Genomic DNA, 19589 nt, shown 5'->3' with positions numbered 1-19589 from the left:
GTCTATGACAGATCGGACGTTTGTGTGCATCGGCAACGGTGCTTCGGTTGGGAAGAAGGGGCAGGAAATTGCAAGGTTGCAATTTCGTTATTCCGGCAAATGATACCTGCGATGCCGGGCGGCAGTCACCGATGAGATCAAACACTGCTTCTGGTACAGTCTCGCCCATGAGTAAACTGACATTGGATCGCATCCTGCAATCCCAGGGTTTCGGCACGCGCAAGTGGTGCCGCGAACTGATTGCCGATGGCGAAGTAAGGATAGGCGGGCAACCCGTTACCGATTACCGGACCGCGATGGAAACTGCGGGACTGGAATTCACCATCTTCGACGAGGAATGGCTCTACCGCGAGCATGTCTATATTGCACTGAACAAGCCCTCCGACTTTGAATGTTCGCGCAAGCCCAGCCATCATCCGGGCGTCCTGACGCTGCTGCCGGAGCAGTTCACATGGCGCGACGTGCAGCCGGTCGGACGGCTCGACCATGACACGACAGGTCTGCTGCTGATGTCGGACGACGGCGCGTTCATCCATGCGCAGTCATCGCCCAAGCGCCACGTGCCCAAGCTGTATGTGGCGACCACGCACGATCCTGTCACCGACGAGTTGACGGCGCAGCTTTTGAGCGGCGTGAAGCTGCACGATGAGCCGGGGCCGCTTGCCGCGCAACTGTGCCGCAGAATCGACGAGCACCGGCTCGAGATCGTGCTGGAGCAGGGCAAATACCATCAGGTCAAGCGCATGCTGGCTGCCGCCGGCAACCATTGCAGCGCGCTGCGCCGCACCGCCATCGGCGGGCTGACGCTGGACGACCTCGGGCTGGAGGAGGGCGAATGGTGTTATCTGGATGACGCGCAGATGGCCTTGCTCGCCGGCGCGTGATACGGCTGTCAATAAATACGCGGCCCGGCATCTGTGGCGTGCAAAGGCAACGGTCCGAAACAAAACGACAGTGTTGTTTCCGCACGGAATTTGTTGCGCTATGATCTGGACATCCTGCTGACCATCTCAGACTCGCCCCTCACGCCTTACGCCGGTATGTCCGACACTGAATACAAACGCATTTTCCAATTAGCCAAGGAGCGCGCGCTATACGGGTTTTCGCCGCTCGCGCAGCGCATGATCAAGGATGCGGACGAGAGCGTGTTGCTGGCGCTTCCGCAGACGCGCTCGATGCTGGACCAGAAGGCGCTGTCATCGGTGCGGCAGGTGCTGCTCGAACAGGGCAGTCTCTTTGTGCGGCGGATGGATGCGGTGTTTCGCACCCATCTCGACCGCGCGATGCAGACCATGTACACCGATTTGCGTCCCGACCTGGCGACCGTATCAATCAATGAGCTTTCCTTGATCGACGACGAAACGGTGAGCCGGCAGATCGAAGTGGATCGCCTTCTCATCCGCATGCGCGACGCCGACCCCGACAACATCGGCCGCCTGAACATCATGGTGGCGCAGATGCACGGCAATCGCGAGGCGCGCGAACGCGAGAATCCGTTTCGCCCTTATCTGCTGGCGCGCACCCTGCATGAAGTCCTGGCCGAAATCGCGGCAGACGAGGCGCAGAACAAGCTGCTGTTCGAACACCTGTCGAACGCGATGATCAACAACCTCTCGGACTATTACACAGGTGTTCGCGGTGCATTCGAGTCAAGCGGCATCAAGGCGAGGTTCATTGCGCAACCGTCGAAGGCGGTCCGGAATCAGCATTATTTCGGTGGTCTGACGTCGTTGCCGCAAGGCATGCCGGAAGCACTCAACGCGCAGGCGATGTCCGGTTTGCAGCACATGCTGGAGCTGCTGCGCAGCGTGCCCGTTGCGGCACCCGGCAGCGCGTGGTTCCCTGCGCATGACCGGCCGGCGGTGACATTGCAGGATCGCGTCCGCACGATATTCACCCCCGCCGCCCCGAGCCGGCTTGCCGCGCATATGGCGCAGGCCGCCGCTGGCACGGGAGAGACGGCGCACGATGGCGTATTCACGCCCGCCTCGAAGAGCCTGATCGCGCAGTTGAGCCGGTATCAGGCGCTGGCCGCCGAGGGAAAGGCGATCGACGAGAAACTGACACCCGAAGAAAATCAGCTGTTCGCATTGCGCGAGCAGATCGGACCGGACAAGGCGGGCGATCCGGAGCGTGTGATGATCGACGTGATCGCCATGCTGTTCGAATTCCTGCTCGGCGACGACAGGATTCCACTTGCATTGCGCAATCAGCTGAGCCGGCTTCAGGTACCGTTTCTGAAGGCGGCCATGCTGGATCCGGCGCTGCTGCAGCACGCCGCTCACCCGGCGCGGCAATTGCTGAACCGCATGACATCGGCCGCGATCGGCTGCGACATGTCCACGTCGCTCGGCAAGGTCATTGCGGATGAGATCACGCGCGTCAGCAAGCGGATCGTGGAGGAGTTCGATACCGATGCGGCAATCTTCGCCGACGCGCTCGCCGGTTTCGAGCAGTTCCTCGCAACGCATCTGCATCAAGGCGACGACGCCATCGTGCGCTGCGCCGACGCCTTGAGCGATGCCGAGCGATCGAGCATGCTGCTTGCGCATATCGGCGCATCGCTCGCGAACCTGCTGGCACCCTTGAATGCCGATCCGCGCATATCCGCTTTCATCACGACGGTCTGGGCGCGTGTGCTGACGCAGGCGCAGCTGCGCGATGCCACAGGCGTGTATCCGGAATATCGCGACCTGCTGCCCGAGCTTGTATGGAGCGTTCAGGACAAATCGAATCCGCAGGAACGCAGCGCGTTGATGCGACTGCTGCCTGTGCTGGTCAGGAAACTGAAGGCGGGGATGGCACTGCTTCGATTGTCGGAGGAGGAGTCGAGGCAGGCGCTGGATCAGCTTGTCGAATTGCATACGGAAGTATTGCGCAGCACTCCCGCCGTCAAGCCGGCATCGCCGCCGACCTTCGATGAGCTGCGCCAGCGCTTTTCCCTGCTGACCATCGATGGCGCGGAGTTGTCGGGGATGGAAGGCCAGGCTGTCGAAGTGCCGGCAGCGGCAATCGAGGCGGCGCTGGCGGAACGCGGCATCACGGCAAGCTTGCACCTGCAGGCCGAGAAACTCATGCCGATTCAGGAGGGGGCGCAATTTCTCGCGGAACTGCATCCCGGTGCATGCATGAAGTATGCGGCGGAAGATGGTGATGCGATGACCCGGCTGGTGTGGATCAGCCGCGCTCGCTCGCTGTACCTGTTTACCGCCAGCCGCGATGCCGGGCCTATCGTCTACACGGCGGCAGCGCTGTTGCAGACGCTGCTCGACGGGCGCCTGCGACCGGTCGAGTATGCGCCCGTCTTTGACAGGGCGGTGGAGTCCTTGCTGGCAGGTGCGGAATCGCTCAATCGATGACAGCGTGACGGGTCGCCGTCGCCATCTCGCCGGAGCTGCTCGCCGCAGTCTCGTGTTCGGTGATGGCGATCAGTCCGACGCTGATGCCTTCCTGGAAAAGCGCGATGCCGCGGTTCAGTGCGGCCTGCAAGGGCATGCCCTGTTCGATCCATCCGTATACCGTTCTGGCAAGCATCTGGCGGGCGATGTATTCGCCGATGCCGGTCGCGGCAACTGCGCCGAGCGCCCCTGCATAGAATCCGCAGCCGATGATCGGCGTGTCGCCGACGCGTCCCAGCAGTGCAGGTGTGCAACCGCCCGTGGAAGTGGCGACCGCAAAATCCCCGCGACTGCCGCGGACGACTGCGCCGACCGTGCCGCTGCCATGGCGCTTGATCGCCTCGGACGGCGAGATGGCATAGTTCCAGTGTGCGAGGACGGGCGCATACGCGTCCTTGTCCGCATCGATAGTCAATTTTTTCATCAGTTCGATGTAGCTGTCGCGCGCCTTGCGGCTGGGTGAGTGGTAGTCCGCAAAACCGGCGCTGCGTGCAAACCGCTGCGCGCCTTCTCCTGCGAGGAGCCAATGCGGCGTATTGGCGACTTCGCGTGCGACCAGCACCGGATTTTTGACGCGCTGCAGGCAGGCGACTGCGCCAAGCAGGCCATTGCTGTCCATGACGCCGGCATCCATTTCGACCGTTTCGCCGTCGAGGCAGAACACCGATCCGCATCCGGCGTTGAAACGGCCATCATCCTCCATTGCCGCCACCGCGCGAATCGCCGCATCCAGCGCCTTGCCTTCGCCTTGCAGTATGGCCGCCGCCACTTGCGCCGCGTGGTCGCAGCCATCCTGGTATTTGTCCGATGAGCCCGCGCCGCCGTGTACGACGATGGCTGCCTTGCTGGTGGTCATGTGCATCTCCTCAATGCAAATGTTCTGCATTCATGGAATTGGAAATCGCCACGCAAGGATAGTTCGACAGGGGAATGACTGCCGGCATTGAATACCGGAATGAACGAGCAAGACAGTGAAAAAGAGAGCTGACAGGAAACAGGTTTGCCTTCCGAAAATGCGAGGCAAACTAATTTCCATGACAGGCGAACCGGCGGGGAAATCGAAGTCTAAATATTGACGATGCTGCTTTGTCGAGGCAAAGCGTTTTGATTTGACATATCTGGAGGCATCATGAAGAAACTGACTTTGGCAGTTCTTGTTGCCCTATTGGGCATAACGGGAGCAACAGTTGCGCAGACATATGGCACAGGCAGTGCCACGAGCGGCACGACAGCCAGCGGCGCAAGCAGTGGCAGCAGTGGCAGCAGCGGCACCAGCGGAACATCGGGCAGCAGTGCGGAATCCGAACGGATGAAAGGCGCGAGCCCCGACTCGACAACGAGCGGAAGCAGCGGGACGACCGGCGCAACAGGACGCTCGGGCAGCGAAAGCAGCGGCATGTCCGGTTCGACCGGTTCCACAGGCAGCTCCAGTACCACCGGCAATGCAGGCGCAGCACCGGGAACATCCGGATCGATGGATAGCTCGGGCGCGAGCGGGACCAGAGGCTCGGGCGGCATGGGCGCAGGCAGTGACATGAAGGACGGCACCGGTACCGGCAGCAGCGGCACATCCGGCACGGGCGGCAGCTCCGCCACGGGCGGCACGACGGATACGACGCGCCCGATGGGGCCAAGCAGCGGCGCTTCCGATGGCGGTGCCGGCGGACGTGCCGGCTCAGATTCGACGCCCAAATAACTCCGCACATCCGTATCAAGCATGAAGCATGAAGCAAGCCCTTCGGCATGTGCTTGCCGAAGGGCTTGTGCCGGTTCCGAGTTTGCGTTTCCTCAATGATCCGGCCGGGGCGACTATCCGGCGATGCAGGGGTGGTAGCCAGGTCATGGCGGCATCAATCCGATGTGTTCTAATAGCAGCCGATAAAGAACGGCTCACATTCACAGAACATGTCAGAACGGCGGATGCAGTCGTCCACACCCAATTCCTCATTGTGCAAAAGTCTGATGCAGTGCACCTGGCTGGCCTGCTGGCTGGCCTTGTTCGTATTGTCCGTTCCCGTGTCGGCTCAGACCGTGCATGGCTACACGGTTGAGATCGTCGGCGCTGAATCCTTGTCCGAACTGCTCGACGAGCATCTCGAAATAAGGCGCCACCGCGACGATGCCGACCTCAGCGAGCAGGAATTGCGGCGGCTTGTCGATATCACGCCGCAGCAGATTCGCGAACTGCTCGCGACCGAAGGTTATTTTTCACCTGTCGTGGAAGAAGAACTCGACATGACGGGGAGCCGTCCGGTCGCGCGCTTTCGCGTCCAGCAAGGCGAGCCCACGCGGGTCGGCAGCGTCGAGATCCGCTTTTCCGGCAATATCGCGAACGAGGCGCATACGCAGCGGGTCAACCGGCTGCGGCGGCAATGGAGCCTCGACAGCGGCGAGGTATTCAAGCAATCCGACTGGTCCGACGCGAAGAACGCGCTGCTCAAGAACATGCTGGTGCGGGATTATCCGACGGCGACAATCACTGCGAGCGAAGCGCGCGTCGATCCGGAGCGGCGCATGGCCGATCTGAGCGTGGAGATCGATTCGGGACCGGCGGTCACGTTCGGCGAGCTGCAGGTTGAGGGCTTGAGCCGGTATTCGCGCCAGATGATCGATGAGCTCAATCCGATCCGTTCCGGCGAACGCTATTCGCAGGAAAAACTCAATGAATTGCAGGCTCGCTTGCAGGACACGGGATACTTCCGCTCCGTGTTCATTTCCGTCAATGCGGATCGGGAGCATCCCGACAATGTTCCGATTCAGGTCGATCTCAACGAAAACCCGCTGAAGCGGCTGTCCTTCGGTATCGGCTTCTCCACCGATGCGGGACTGCGGCTGGAGGCGCGCTGGCTGCATCGCAATTTTCTCGATCGCCAGTGGCGGCTCGATTCGGAGTTGCTGTGGGACGGGAAGACCAGACGCGCGGGTATCGGGCTGTTTCTTCCCGCGTTGCGCAATGGCTGGCGGCCGAGCTATGACGCGCGCTATGAACGAAAGGATATTTCCGGCGAATTGACCGACGAAATCCGCTTCGGCGCGCGCGTGACGAGTCCGAGCAGGACCGATGAAAAGTCATGGGGCGTGGCGTATCTCGCCGACCGCCAGCATGTCGGCAGCACCGTCAACAACCGTCAGGCGCTCATGGGTTCCTTTGCCTATACGCGGCGGCGGGTGGATAACCTCATTTCGCCGCGGCGCGGGTATGTCGCGACCGTCACGCTCGGCGGCGGGCCGGCCGGCATCGGCAACGAGGTGAACTTCGGCCGCGTGACCGGCAAGGCGACCTGGCTGTCGCCGTATTACAAGCGCTGGCAGGCCGTATTGCGCGGCCAGGTGGGGCAGGTGTTCGGCGCGAGCCGTTTCGATCTGCCGGGCGATTTGCTGTTTCGCACCGGCGGCGACCAGACGGTGCGCGGCTATGCATTCGAGAGTCTCGGCGTTGCGCAGAACGGCGCGGTCGTCGGCGGGACGGTGATGGCGGTGATGAGCGCGGAGCTCGTGTATAACATCACGCAGCAATGGGGCGCGGCCGTGTTCGTTGATGCCGGCAATGCGTCGGACTCTTGGCGCGGTTTCGATCTCAGGCGCGGGACGGGCGTGGGTGCGCGCTGGCGCAGTCCGATCGGGCCGGTCAATCTCGACCTTGCCTATGGCGAGGCGACTCGCGAAGTACGACTGCATTTCACGGTGGGATATGGCTTCTGACGCGCAAGCCCGAAGCAAGCGTCCCGGCCGCGGCGTCCGGATCGCCATTGCGGTATTCGCCGCGCTGCTGGCGTTGTTGTTCGGGTTTGGCGGCTGGCTTCTGGCGACGGAAAGCGGTGCGCGCAAGGTCTTTGAGATGCTGTCCGATCTGCCCGGCAACCCGGTGCGGGTGGAAGGCGTCGAGGGGCGCATCGTCGGGCCGTTGACGCTGAATCGCGTGACGATCGATACCGAGGGCCAGCTTGTCACCCTGCAGACGCTGCGGCTCGACTGGCGGCCGCAGGACTTGCTGCGGCGCGAGTTGCATATCCTTTCGCTGACCGCGGCTGACCTCGACATCGTCATCAAGCAGCAGGAGCAGAAGGAACCCATGCAGCTGCCGGAGCGGCTCGCGCTGCCGATCAAGCTGCGTGCCGACAAGATAGCAATAGACGGCGGGACGGTCCGGCTGGGGCCTGTCGACTTGTTCAGCCTCGGCGCGCTCGCACTGAACCTGGATTTCGACGGCGCGCGCTACCGGCTGGGCTTGCAGCAGCTGGCTGTAAGGTCGAAGTCGGAGCAGGCTTCGCTCGCGGCCAGCGTCAAGGGGGAAGCCACGCTCGACGCGAGCGCGCCGTATGCACTGCAGGCCGCCTTGTCGAGCGGCGCCGATGCGGCGTTCGGCGCTCAGACTCTGGACGCGAGCGGCCAGATACGGATCGACGGATCGCTCGCGGAAATGCATGTCGCCAGTGATCTTGCGGTGGGCGAGGCAATGCTCAATGGGCGCGCGGTGCTGCGTCCGTTTTCCGCGCAGCCACTGGGCGTTGCGGATCTGACGGCGCAGGCCGTCGATCTTGCCATGCTGCGGGACGATTTGCCGCGTACCCGCCTCGATTTCAGCTTGTCGGCACGTGAGGATGGCGGCGGGCAGTTTGCGCTGACCAATGCCGAAGCCGGACTCTATGACGAAGAACGGCTGCCGCTGACGGAGTTGCGCGTCGCGTTCCGGCAGGCGGATGGCAGGTTTTTCCTTGATCGAATCGCTGCAACGCTGGGTTCTGCCAAGCGCATTGCGGGCACGGTCGAGGGGGCGGGCCATTACGCCGATGGCGGCCTGAGCCTCGATCTGACAACGGCATCGCTCGATCTGAAAAAACTCGACCAGCGCATCCGTTCGACGCAATTGACCGGCAAGCTGGGCATCCGGCATGTTTCAGGGCAGCAGGATTTCACGATCGACCTGAGCGAACCGCTGAAGAAACAGAAGCTCGTCGTATCCGCCCATGCGGTGCTTGCCAATGCCAGCATGACGCTGGAGCGCGCGACCTTGCAGGTCGGCGAAGGCCGTCTTGATGCGAGCGGACATTTTGATCTGGCGGGAGCGCAAAGCTTCAGCGCGTCCGGCAAGCTCGGCAAGTTCCGGCTCAAGGACCTTGGGGAATTTTCGCGCTTGCCGGATTTGTTCCTGAACGGCCAGTTTTCGCTGCGCGGTGCGCGGCAGCCGGCGCTGGCCGCCGATTTCAGCTTCACCATCGACGACAGCAGGATTGCGGGACATGCATTGCGGGGAGAGGGAAAGGGACAATTGCGGGCTGACAGTGTCGATATCGCAGGACTGTCGCTGATGGCCGGGGACAATCGCCTCAACGTGCAGGGGAAACTGGCGCACGACAATGGAAAGATGACGTTTGCCCTGACCGCGCCCAAGCTGGAACAGATCGACGCAGGCTTTGGCGGTGCGTTCGACGCAAACGGCACCGTCAGCGGCACATTCTCGGCACCGCACGTCAATGCGAGCTGGGACGGCAGCAAGGTGCGCATCCGCGATTTGCTGCAGATCGACAGCACACAAGGCAAGGCCGACGTGCACATCGACAGGCGCAAACCGCTGTGGCTGAACGCAGCGACGCTGGACGCATCCTTGCGCGGTCTGCGTGGCGAGGGGCGACAGGCAGCGGCGCTGTCGGCTCGATTGCAGTTTTCGCCCCACGCAGACGCGCCGCTCCAGCTCGATGTCCGGGTCCAGGATCTGGCGGCAGGAACAATGCGCGCCGACAGCCTGACCGTCACGGCCAACGGCACCACCTCGGCGCATGTGATCGATGCGGCACTGTCCGAGCCCGGCCAGCAGTGGACGCTCAAGGCCGATGGCGGCTTGTCGAAGCTGAACGCCGCACCGCAATGGCAAGGGACGATTCAACAGGTCGATGGCGCCGGCCGCTTCGTGGCGCATATCGCGGCGCCTGCACCGCTGCTGGTGTCACGGCAGCGCGTGCAACTCGATCGATTCCGGCTCGATTCGACGGCGGCGTTCATCGCCGTTGAGCAGTTCATGCGCGATCAGAATGGCATTGTCACGCGCGGCCGCATCGAGCGGATGCAGTTGGCGCAGTTGATCAGGTTCGCCGGTGCATCCGGGGGCGAGCAGGCCTTCAGCACCGATTTGCAGATGAGCGGGGAATGGGATGTGACGCTTGGCGATACGCTGGCGGGCACGCTGAAGTTTCGTCGCGACAAGGGCGATGTCGTGATGAAAGGCAATTCCTCGGTGGCGCTCGGTCTGCGCGAATTGAACGCCAGCGCGACTGCGGCAAACGGGCAGATTTCCATGCAGCTGCTGGCGGAAGGCCTGCGGGCGGGGCGGATCGAAGCCACAGGGCGAGCTGTCGCGGCCGGCGGACGCGGCGGTTTTGCCATTGCACAGGATGCGCCGTTGAGCGGCGATATCAAGGTTGATATTCCATCGCTGAGCTGGGCCTCGGCACTGGTGTCGCGCAGCCTGGTGGCTGACGGCAAGCTCCAGAGTGCGATCACCGTCGGAGGCAGCTTGTCACAACCGCGTCTTGCCGGACGCATCAGTGGCAGCGGCTTGCGCATGCTGCTTGCGGATACAGGAGTCGACCTGCAGAACGGCGTGCTCGACAGCGAGTTTCAGGATTCGCGGCTGATCATCAAAAGTCTGCGTTTCGGCAAGCAGGATGCCGACTTGATCGCGACGGGCCAGATCGATTTCGCCGAGCGGGAGCCGTCGGCGGATATCGCCGTCAAGGCAGACCGGTTCGCCTTGCTCGATCGTTCGGACCGGCGTCTGCGCATGAGCGGCGAGGGCCGGCTGGGCTGGCGCGAGAGTGTGGCGAAAATCACCGGCACATTCAACGTGAATTCCGGTTTCTTCGATGTCCGCAACACCGGCATGCCCACGCTGTCCGATGATGTGGTCATCGTCGGACAGAAAGACAAGGCGGTGGAACAGCGCGGCCTGCCGGCCAGCATCGACATCGGCATCGCGCTCGGCGACGGCATCAAGCTGGTGGGGCGGGGCGTCGATGCGGTGCTGGCGGGTGACATCCGGTTTGCGAGCGAACCCGGCGAGCCGTTGCGCGCGCGCGGTACGCTGCATGTCGCGAAAGGAACCTACACCGCATACGGACGCAAGCTGGAGATCGAGCAGGGCCTGTTGCGTTTCAATGGTCCGATCGGCAATCCGGCGCTCGATATCGTCGCGATGCGGCGCGGTCAGGAAGTGGCTGCGGGTGTCGCGGTGCGCGGCACCGTGTTGTCGCCGCGCATAGACCTCGTATCGGATCCGACGGTGCCGGATGTGGAGAAGCTCTCGTGGCTGGTGCTCGGACGCGGCATCGATCAATCGGGCGAGTCGGATGCTGCTGCCTTGCAGGCGGCGGCAAGCGCAATGTTGACGAAAGGCGCGGCGGCTGGCGTGCAGTCGCAAATCGCGGGTATCTTCGGCCTCGATGAATTGAGCGTGACAACCGATCCGGATTCCACGCTGCAGGAGCGTATCGTCACGCTGGGCAAGCAGGTAAATTCCAGGCTATACGTCGGTTTCAGGCAGGGAATCGAAAGCGCGACCAGCGTCCTGCGTCTGCGTTACACCTTGAGCAAAAAGCTCTCGCTCGAAGCGGAAGCGGGTACGCGCAGCGCGTTGTTGTTGTTCTATAACATTTCCTACGACTAGCTTTTTGCACAATAGTGCACAACATTGCACGAGAGTCGCGTTGGCGCACGTGCGATGACATTTCCATATTTCCATATTGCCTCATTTCCTATCGGAACCTTTTCGAGGCAATTGCATCATAGAAATACACTCTGACGGCATGCGTTTGCATTTCCATGAAACGCGCCATCACGCAGCGTCGTGATTCGCGCCACCGTTCGTTTCCTTCTGTGCATCGACTGTAAATTCACCATGTTAAATACTGCATATTCTTCATTGCCTCAGGAATGGCAACTCTGGGTTGCCGACAATCTCGCGCGCGGCTGCGAGGCGGGCAGCATGGCCGAAGTCATGGTGCGCGATGGGCGCTTCAGCAGGATGCTGGCCGATGCCGCGATCAAGGAAGCGCGGCGCGGCTCTTCTTCCGAATCGCGCATCGTCAAGCCGGTACCGGACATCGACACGTCGGCGAACACGCTGCAGACACCCGATCGACTGGTCCATGTGCTGACGACGTTCAGCTCCCCGCGCATCGTCGTGCTGGGAAATGTATTGAGTGATGACGAGTGTGATGCGCTCTGTGCCTACACCGAGCAGCGTCTGACGCGTTCGCCGGTCGTCGGCGACACGGATGGCGGAACGCAATTGCATGCGCATCGCACCAGCAAGGGAGCGATGCTCGGTCGGGGAGAAACAGAATTGATCGCGCGCATCGATGCGCGCCTTGCCGCGATCGCGCGCTGGCCAGTGCAGAACGGCGAGGGATTGCAAGTGTTGCGCTATGAAAAGGGCAACGAGTACCGCGCGCACTACGACTGGTTCGACCCGGACCAGCCCGGACCGCGCAAGCATCTGGAGCACGGCGGTCAGCGCGTGGGGACCTTTGTTCTTTATTTGTGCGACGTGGACGAAGGTGGCGGTACGTCCTTCCCCAATCTCGGATTGGAAGTGCAGCCGCGAAAGGGGAATGCCGTCTTCTTCCGCAACACCGATGATTACGGATCGCCGGATCGCCAGACCTTGCATGCGGGTGCACCCGTGGTCAGCGGAATAAAATTCGTCGCGAACAAGTGGCTGCGCGAACGCGCGTATTGATATTTGCAACAGGCATGATTTCCAGATAACAAACGAAGCCACACTGCGCGCCATTGCAGATTTTGCATATCCCTAGGTATGCAAAATCTACAATGATCCGTTGCATGCCTTGCTGCTTTCCATTCATGGCATCGCAATGCCGGCAAATCTCCTTCCCTTGAAGTGAGCGGCATTGTCTTTTCTGCCATCGACCTCATATAAAAACGACAGCGAATGATTGTTTCGCAATGGCATTTCTTGCCCTTGCAAGCATGGTGGCACGCTAGTTGCGGCTGTTCATTCGCTCCGTTGTTTGTCGCGGGCAATACGATCCCGATCCTGTCATTCATCGTCTTCCCGCCAACGCCAGCATGTATCCATGCGCGTACGCATTTGTTCGATGAACGAAGAGGAGAGAGATGCAGCTTCGATCATTCAAGTTTTCGCTGCGGCTCATCTTGCCGCTCGCCATCGTGCTGGGCCTGTTTGCCTTTGCCATCGTGCCGCTGGTGGACAATCTCACGATGCGCTGGTTCATGCGCGAGCTGGATGCGCGCTCGAACATGCTGGCCAACGCGATGCAGGATCCGCTGACGGAATACGTACCGCAAAAATCCGCGAAGAAGATCAATCAGCTGTTCGACCGCGCGATTCTCGACGAGCGTCTGTATGCGCTGGCATTCTGCGATGCCGACAATCAACTCGCCTACAAGACCGTCACCTATCCGGACTCGCTCGGCTGCCGCAGCGTGAGTCCGAAACTGGGCGTGCGACAAGCGGTCATCCACACCCCGCAGGGCGCGTTGCATATCACCGAAAGCCCCTTGAATACCGAAGCAGAGCATCTGGGAAAACTCGTCCTCGTGCATGACATGAGCTTCATCGAGCGCCGCAATGCCGATACCAGGAAATATGTCATCACGCTGTTTGCATTGCTGGCGGTCATCATTTCTCTCATCACGGTGGTGGTCGCGCATTTGAGCTGGCGCGGCTGGATCACGTCGGTGAAAAGCCTGCTTCGCGGCGGACTGCTGCACCGCGAGCAATCTCCCGCCGCCTCGAACCATTCCGCGACGGTGCCGCCGCCGACGCCGCCGGAAGTGCAGCCGCTGGAAGGCGATCTGCGCGCATTGTTGAATGAAATCAATCTGGAACGGCGCACGCGCGACGATTCCTCCCACATCTGGACCCCGGAAAAACTGCGGACGCTGCTGCACGAGGAACTGGCCGGCGACGAAGTGCTGGTGGTGTCGAACCGAGAACCGTATCTGCATATGCATACCCGCAATGGCGTCGAAGTGCGGCGCCCGGCCAGCGGCCTCGTGACCGCGGTCGAGCCGGTGATGCGCGCCTGTTCCGGCACGTGGATCGCGCATGGCAGCGGCTCGGCCGACCGCGACGCGGTGGACCGCAACGACCGCGTGCCGGTGCCGCCGGCCAATCCCAGCTATACCCTGCGTCGCGTGTGGCTGACGAAGGAGGAGGAGGAGGGCTACTACTACGGCTTTGCCAACGAGGGCTTGTGGCCGCTCTGCCACATCGCCCATGTGCGGCCCGTGTTCCGCTCCGGCGACTGGGACCAGTATGTGCAGGTCAATCAGCGCTTCGCCGATGCCGTCATCAAGGAAGCGCGCACCGACGATCCGGTCGTGCTGGCGCAGGATTACCATTTCGCCTTGCTGCCGCGCATGGTGCGCGAGGTCTTGCCGAAGGCGACCATCATCACCTTCTGGCACATCCCCTGGCCCAACCCGGAATCGTTCGGCATCTGTCCGTGGCGCGAAGAGATCCTGGAAGGATTGCTGGGCAGCACCACCCTCGGCTTCCATACGGAATTCCATTGCAAGAACTTCCTCGAAACCGTGGACCGTTATCTGGAGGCGCGCATCGAGCATGAAGTCTCGACGATTTCCTACGGCGGCAAGTTGACGAAGGTGGAGGATTATCCGATTTCGATCGCATGGCCCGAAGCGGAAGACGGCCCCGGTGTCGCCGAATCCCGCACCAGCATCCGGCAGGAGCTGGGCCTGCCCGCCAATCAGTTGCTCGGCATTGGCGTCGATCGGCTCGATTACACCAAGGGCATCATCGAGCGCTTCCAAGCAATCGAAAAAATGCTGGAGCAGCATCCGGAAATGGTCGGCAGATTCTCGATGGTGCAGATCGCTGCGCCCAGCCGCTCGTCGCTGGACGAATACCAGAACTTCGAAGCGCGCGTGCGCAGCCTCGTGCAGCGCATCAACCGGCGTTTCGGCAACAGCAACTACGAGCCGATCCTGCTGAAGGTGGAGCATCACGATTCCGACCAGGTGAACCGCTACTATCGCGCCGCCGACGTGTGTCTGGTGACGAGCTTGCATGACGGCATGAACCTGGTGGCGAAGGAATTCATCGCGGCGCGCGACGATGAGCACGGCGTCCTCATTCTGAGCCAGTTCACCGGTGCCGCGCGGGAACTCCATGAGGCGCTCATCGTCAATCCGTATCACATCGAGCAAGGGGCAGAGGCGATCTATCGCGCACTGACCATGCCCGAGATCGAGCAGCGCGAACGGATGCGCAGCATGCGTTCGCTGGTCAAGGACTTCAACATCTATCGCTGGGCGGGGCGCATGCTGCTCGATGCATCGCGTCTGCGCCAGCGTGAACGCATCATGACGAAAATCCATTCGCACAGCCGCAAATCCCTGCGGCGCGTCGTGTAAGCATGAGCCAGCATGGGAGCATTGTTTTCAACGGAGGGCTTCGCTCGGCTTGACGCGATTGTCAGGCCGGGATTGCTGTGTGCGTTCGATTTCGACGGTACGCTGTCGCCGATCGTCGCGTTGCCGGAGCATGCCTGTCTGCCGACGGAATTGATGTACCGACTGGTCGAGCTGTCGGCCTATGCGCCGGTCGCCATCATCACAGGCAGGGCGCTGGACGATGTGCGCGAGCGGCTCGGATTCGTGCCGGATTTCGTCGTCGGCAATCATGGCATCGAAGGATTGCCCGGCTGGGAAGAGCCGGCGGCCAGACACCGTGCGGTCTGCCGTCTCTGGCACGAGCGCTTGTCGAGCATCCTGCATGAGCCTGCGATGTTCGATCCGGGCATCGTGATCGAGAACAAGCGTTACTCGCTGTCGGTCCATTACCGGCACGCGCGCGATCCGATTGAAGCGGAAAGCAGGCTGCGCAATGTGTTGATGCATCTTGAGCCGCTGCCCCGTGTCATCTCCGGCAAATGCGTTTTCAACCTTCTGCCGGAGGAAGCGGGCGACAAGGGAAGTGCGCTGGAGCAGTTGATGCAGATCAGCCGCGCCCAAAGCGCGATCTACATCGGCGATGACATCACCGACGAAGATGTGTTTCGCTTGCGGCGCGGCAATCTTCTGACCGTGCGCATCGAATGCACGACCGAGACCGAGGCGGAATTCTTCCTCCGCCGCCGGCAGGACATGGCACAACTGCTGGATGAACTGATCAACCGCCTGCACACGCTGGGTGCAAGGAACTGGACCTTGCCTGCGCCTATCTCACATTGAGTGAAGACAAATGCCGTCGGACCCCGGGATGGTTGCCACCCGGCCACAACAGGATGCGGAGCATGAACACACTCGATCTCGGACTGATTGGAAACTCACGCACCAGCGCATTGGTCGACCAGAACGCCAGTATCGTCTGGTGGTGCTATCCGTTTTTCGACAGCCCGCCGCTGTGCTGTTCACTGCTGAAATCCGGCGGCAAGGAGGAATCGCCGATCGGCATGATCGACGTCCAGATGGACGGCATGACCGAGAGCGAGCAATTCTATGAGCGTAACTCGGCGATTCTGGTGACACGTCTCAAGGACGAGGCCGGCAATGCGATCGAAGTGATCGATTTTGCGCCCCGTTTCTATCTGCACGGACGCATGTTCAATCCATCGACGCTGATCCGCATCATCCAGCGCGTTGCCGGCCGTCCGCGCATTGCGCTGCGGGTGCGTCCGACCGTCGATTACGGTGGCAACCGCGCCGAGATGCGCGTCGGCGCACATCATGTCTCCTATGTCGGTGCGGCGCAGTCGATGCGGCTGACTACCGACCTCTCCATTTCCGCGATCACGCATGAGCGGCCGTTCTTCCTGCAGGACAGGGTCACGCTGTTGATGGGTCTGGACGAAACGGTCGATGGCTCCGCGACCGATATCGGGCGCTCGTTCTACGAAAAGACGCAATGCTACTGGCACCGCTGGGTGCGTACGCTGGCCATCCCGTTCGAATGGCAGGACGATGTGATCCGCGCCGCCGTGACGCTCAAGCTCAACGCATTCGACGATACCGGCGCGATCATCGCGGCGGTGACGACGTCGATTCCCGAGGCGCCGCATAGCGGCCGCAACTGGGACTATCGCTATTGCTGGCTGCGCGATGCGTACTTCGTGGTGAACGCGCTCAATAGTCTGGGCGCGACCGGCACGATGGAACGGTATCTGGAATACATCCTCAACATCATCGCCGATACCCGCGACACGCCGCTGCAACCGGTCTATGGCGTGCGCCGCGAAGATGCGCTGGATGAGCGCATCGTGCCGGAACTGAGCGGTTATCGCGGCATGGGCCCGGTGCGTGTCGGCAATCTGGCATACAACCAGGTACAGAATGATGTGTTCGGCGCGGCAATTCTGGCCAGCACCCACGCCTTCTTCGACACACGTCTGGAGCGGCCCGCAGGACGCCTCATGTTCAAGGACCTGGAGCGTCTCGGGGAAGAGGCGGTGCGCAACTACAACGTGCCCGACGCCGGGCTGTGGGAACTGCGCGGCACAAAACGGGTACACACGTTTTCCAGCATCATGTGCTGGGCCGCATGTGACCGGCTCGCCAAGATCGCGCGCCGGCTCGGCTTGCCGGATCGCGAGGAATTCTGGAGCACGCATGCGCGCGACATCCACCAGATCATTTGCGAATCGGCATGGAATGTGGAGCTCAACAGTTTCGTCTCGACCTTCGGCGGCGACCGGCTCGATGCCAGTCTGCTGCTGATGGCGGAATTCCAGTTTCTTGCACCGGACGATTCGCGCTTTGTCGCGACAGTGCATGCGGTGGAAAGGCATTTGCGGCGCGGCGACTTCCTGCTGCGCTACGACGAGGAGGACGATTTCGGCCGCCCGGAGACGGCGTTCCTGGTATGCACGCAATGGTGGATACTCGCGCTGGCGCAGATGGGCGAGAAGGAGCGTGCGCGAGAACTGTTCGAACATCTGCTGAAAAAAAGGAACCATCTCGGCTTGCTGTCGGAAGATGTCGTTCCCGACACGGGCGAACTGTGGGGTAACTTCCCGCAGACCTACAGCATGGTCGGCTTGATCCAGTGCGCGGCGCGCCTGAGCATACCGTGGGAAGATGCCTATTGATGCGTCCGCAAGATCATCCGACAGATCAGACAAGGCAGAAAAGATGGAATCACTTCTTGTCGGCGCGCTCGACATCGGCGGTACCAAGATTGCCGCCAGCGTGGCCGATGTCACAGGGCCGCTTGCACGGGTTTCGCAAGCGACCATCAAGACCGGGACGCCGCGTGCGGTGCCGGAGCAGGCCATTGCACTGTTGAAGCAGGCCTGCGACAAGGCGGGAATCGATTTCAACAGATTGCAAACGGTCGGCGTCGGTTCCTGCGGCCCGTTCGTGGCGAATGTCGGCATGATAGAACTCGCCACGCCCAACATCTGCGGCGGGCTGGGACATCGCACGGATCTGCCCAACGACTGGACCGTCATTCCGCTGGAACGGGTGCTGCGCGAACGCTTCCAGCACGTCGTCATCGAGAACGATTGTGTCACTGCGCTGATGGCCGAACGGACCTTCGGCGCAGTGCAGGATGCGGCCAATTGCGTCTACGTTACCTGGAGCACGGGCATCGGCTTCGGCCTGTGTGTCGATGGCAATGTGCTGCGCGGAAAACACGGCAACGCCGGACATGCGGGGCACATGCTGTTGAACCCGGAGTCCGCCGCCGAATGCGGCTGCGGCAATCGCGGCGACCTCGAATCCCTCATATCCGGCCGCAACCTGAGCAATGCGCACGGCATTCCGGCACCGGAGCTGTTCCAGTCGGCCCGCGACGGCGAACCGGCAGCGCGCGCCATCGTGGTCGAGGCGGCACGGTGGCTGGGCCGCGCGCTCTACAACCTCACCATCACACTCGACACCAGCGTCTTCGTCGTCGGCGGCAGCGTATGGCTGCATCATGGCGACTGGCTCGGGCCCATCGTCATGCAGGAGGTCGAATCGCGGCTGCAGGCGCTGACGAAAGGCGTTTCCATCGTGCCGGCGGGACTGGCCAATTTCGTCGCCGACATCGGCGCGTTCAGCCTCGCGATGCCGCCTGCCTGGATTGCGGAATGGCGCAAGAGCGCGCCGTGGCAGGCATTCCATTCATAGCAAGGCAGAGCGTCGCGAAAAGGCAACTCAAACGGCAATGACGCGACACCTTCAATCCGGCAAATCCGTTATGATCTGAAAAAAGCATGACCGGTCTTTTCTGTCATGGCTTCCTCCTGCTCATTCCCGCCACTTGCTTATCGGACAACAACCCATGCCGGACGACGCGCTCTACAACACCGAAGAAATACTGGACCTGCTGAAGCTGGAACAGATCGGCCCCGATCGCTATCGCGGGCAGAGCCACTTCATGGGCAGCCCCAATGTGTTTGGCGGTCAGGTACTGGGGCAGGCGCTCCATGCCGCCACAGTGACGGTGGAAAATCGCCGCCCGCATTCGCTGCATTCCCTGTTCATCCTGCCCGGCAATCACCGGCTGCCGATCGAGTACGAGGTGGAGCGCGTGCGCGACGGCGGCTCGTTCAGCACGCGCCGCGTGGTGGCGGTGCAGGAAGGACGGCGCATTTTCGTGACATCGATCTCCTTCCAGACGGAAGAGGAAGGTCTGTCGCATCAGAAGCCGGCACCGGCCACAGCGAAACCGGAGGAACTGGCCTCCAGCATCCAGACATGGAAAGACAGCGCCGCCAAATACGGGCGTCCGTTCCTGCCGGTTCCGGTCGATTTCCGTGCCGCGCACGGCGGCGACCTCTACAGCCACAACGCGACCGCCACGCACAAGCAGGTATGGGTGAAATCGCCGATCCGCCTGCCGGACGATCCGTTGACGCATGAAACGCTGTTTGCGTATGTCTCCGATTACGGATTGCTGTGGACCTCCTTGCAGCCGCACGGCGTGAAGCTGGGCGATCCGCGCCTGCAGATCGCCAGTCTCGACCACACGATCTGGTTTCACCGACCGTTCCGCATGGACGAGTGGCTGCTCTTCTCGATGGAAAGCCCGAACGCATCGGGCGGACGCGGACTGTCCTTCGCGCATGTCTACGACATCGAAGGCGTGCTGGTGGCGACCTTGACGCAGGAGGGGTTGATCCGCTTGCGGGAAAAATGACAGGGCGCGATCTGGTTTGCGCGACAAGGGATGATTGCTCCACATCATATTTCCGTACAGAT

General features: G+C 61.7%; 12 protein-coding genes. 11 read left to right on the top strand and 1 reads right to left on the bottom strand.

Annotation, left to right across the window (positions count from 1 at the left end):
* Nucleotides 1-167: 167 nt before the first annotated feature.
* Both D3870_RS08995 and D3870_RS08990 read left to right on the top strand, forming a co-directional pair.
* Nucleotides 168-884 (top strand): pseudouridine synthase, encoded by a 717-nt coding sequence (locus D3870_RS08995; RefSeq protein ID WP_119738409.1) that lies wholly within the window; start codon nucleotides 168-170, stop codon nucleotides 882-884.
* Nucleotides 885-977: 93 nt separating this feature from the next.
* Entirely contained in the window at nucleotides 978-3359 is a 2382-nt protein-coding gene (locus D3870_RS08990; protein WP_119738408.1) for a DUF1631 family protein, read from the top strand.
* Here D3870_RS08990 and D3870_RS08985 read toward each other — a convergent pair.
* Nucleotides 3349-4254: an isoaspartyl peptidase/L-asparaginase gene (locus tag D3870_RS08985; RefSeq protein ID WP_242489915.1), complete on the bottom strand. Its 906-nt coding sequence runs from the start codon at nucleotides 4252-4254 to the stop codon at nucleotides 3349-3351. The two genes, D3870_RS08990 and D3870_RS08985, sit on opposite strands and share 11 nt — an antisense overlap.
* A 273-nt stretch (nucleotides 4255-4527) precedes the next feature.
* On the opposite strand from D3870_RS08985, the gene D3870_RS22290 reads away from it, so the two are divergent.
* From D3870_RS22290 to D3870_RS08940, 9 genes are all read left to right on the top strand, one after another.
* Complete coding sequence (locus tag D3870_RS22290) at nucleotides 4528-5094, top strand: hypothetical protein (protein ID WP_158590418.1); 567 nt, start codon at nucleotides 4528-4530, stop codon at nucleotides 5092-5094.
* Between the two features lie 266 nt (nucleotides 5095-5360).
* On the top strand, nucleotides 5361-7100 hold the full coding sequence (locus D3870_RS08975; RefSeq protein ID WP_119738404.1) for an autotransporter assembly complex protein TamA: 1740 nt from the start codon (nucleotides 5361-5363) through the stop codon (nucleotides 7098-7100).
* A complete protein-coding gene (locus D3870_RS08970; RefSeq protein WP_158590417.1) occupies nucleotides 7090-11058 on the top strand; it encodes a translocation/assembly module TamB domain-containing protein in 3969 nt (1322 codons plus the stop codon). The genes D3870_RS08975 and D3870_RS08970 overlap by 11 nt, the downstream gene beginning before the upstream one ends.
* Before the next feature lie 231 nt (nucleotides 11059-11289).
* Nucleotides 11290-12132, top strand: a complete 843-nt coding sequence (locus D3870_RS08965; protein ID WP_199710582.1) for a 2OG-Fe(II) oxygenase — start codon at nucleotides 11290-11292, stop codon at nucleotides 12130-12132.
* Between the two features lie 398 nt (nucleotides 12133-12530).
* Nucleotides 12531-14816 (top strand): alpha,alpha-trehalose-phosphate synthase (UDP-forming), encoded by a 2286-nt coding sequence (locus tag D3870_RS08960; RefSeq protein WP_119738400.1) that lies wholly within the window; start codon nucleotides 12531-12533, stop codon nucleotides 14814-14816.
* Nucleotides 14817-14828: 12 nt separating this feature from the next.
* Complete coding sequence (gene otsB, locus D3870_RS08955; RefSeq protein ID WP_119738399.1) at nucleotides 14829-15635, top strand: trehalose-phosphatase; 807 nt, start codon at nucleotides 14829-14831, stop codon at nucleotides 15633-15635.
* Between the two features lie 62 nt (nucleotides 15636-15697).
* Nucleotides 15698-17488, top strand: a complete 1791-nt coding sequence (locus D3870_RS08950) for a glycoside hydrolase family 15 protein (RefSeq protein ID WP_119738397.1) — start codon at nucleotides 15698-15700, stop codon at nucleotides 17486-17488.
* A 43-nt stretch (nucleotides 17489-17531) separates the two neighbouring features.
* Nucleotides 17532-18515: an ROK family protein gene (locus tag D3870_RS08945; protein WP_119738395.1), complete on the top strand. Its 984-nt coding sequence runs from the start codon at nucleotides 17532-17534 to the stop codon at nucleotides 18513-18515.
* Between the two features lie 154 nt (nucleotides 18516-18669).
* Nucleotides 18670-19527, top strand: a complete 858-nt coding sequence (locus tag D3870_RS08940) for an acyl-CoA thioesterase (RefSeq protein ID WP_119738394.1) — start codon at nucleotides 18670-18672, stop codon at nucleotides 19525-19527.
* Nucleotides 19528-19589 lie beyond the last annotated feature (62 nt).

The sequence above is a fragment of the Noviherbaspirillum cavernae genome (assembly GCF_003590875.1).
In the GTDB taxonomy this organism is placed as follows: domain Bacteria; phylum Pseudomonadota; class Gammaproteobacteria; order Burkholderiales; family Burkholderiaceae_D; genus Noviherbaspirillum; species Noviherbaspirillum cavernae.
Note: the sequence above shows the minus strand (reverse complement) of the source record. Positions and strands in the feature narration are given on the sequence as shown.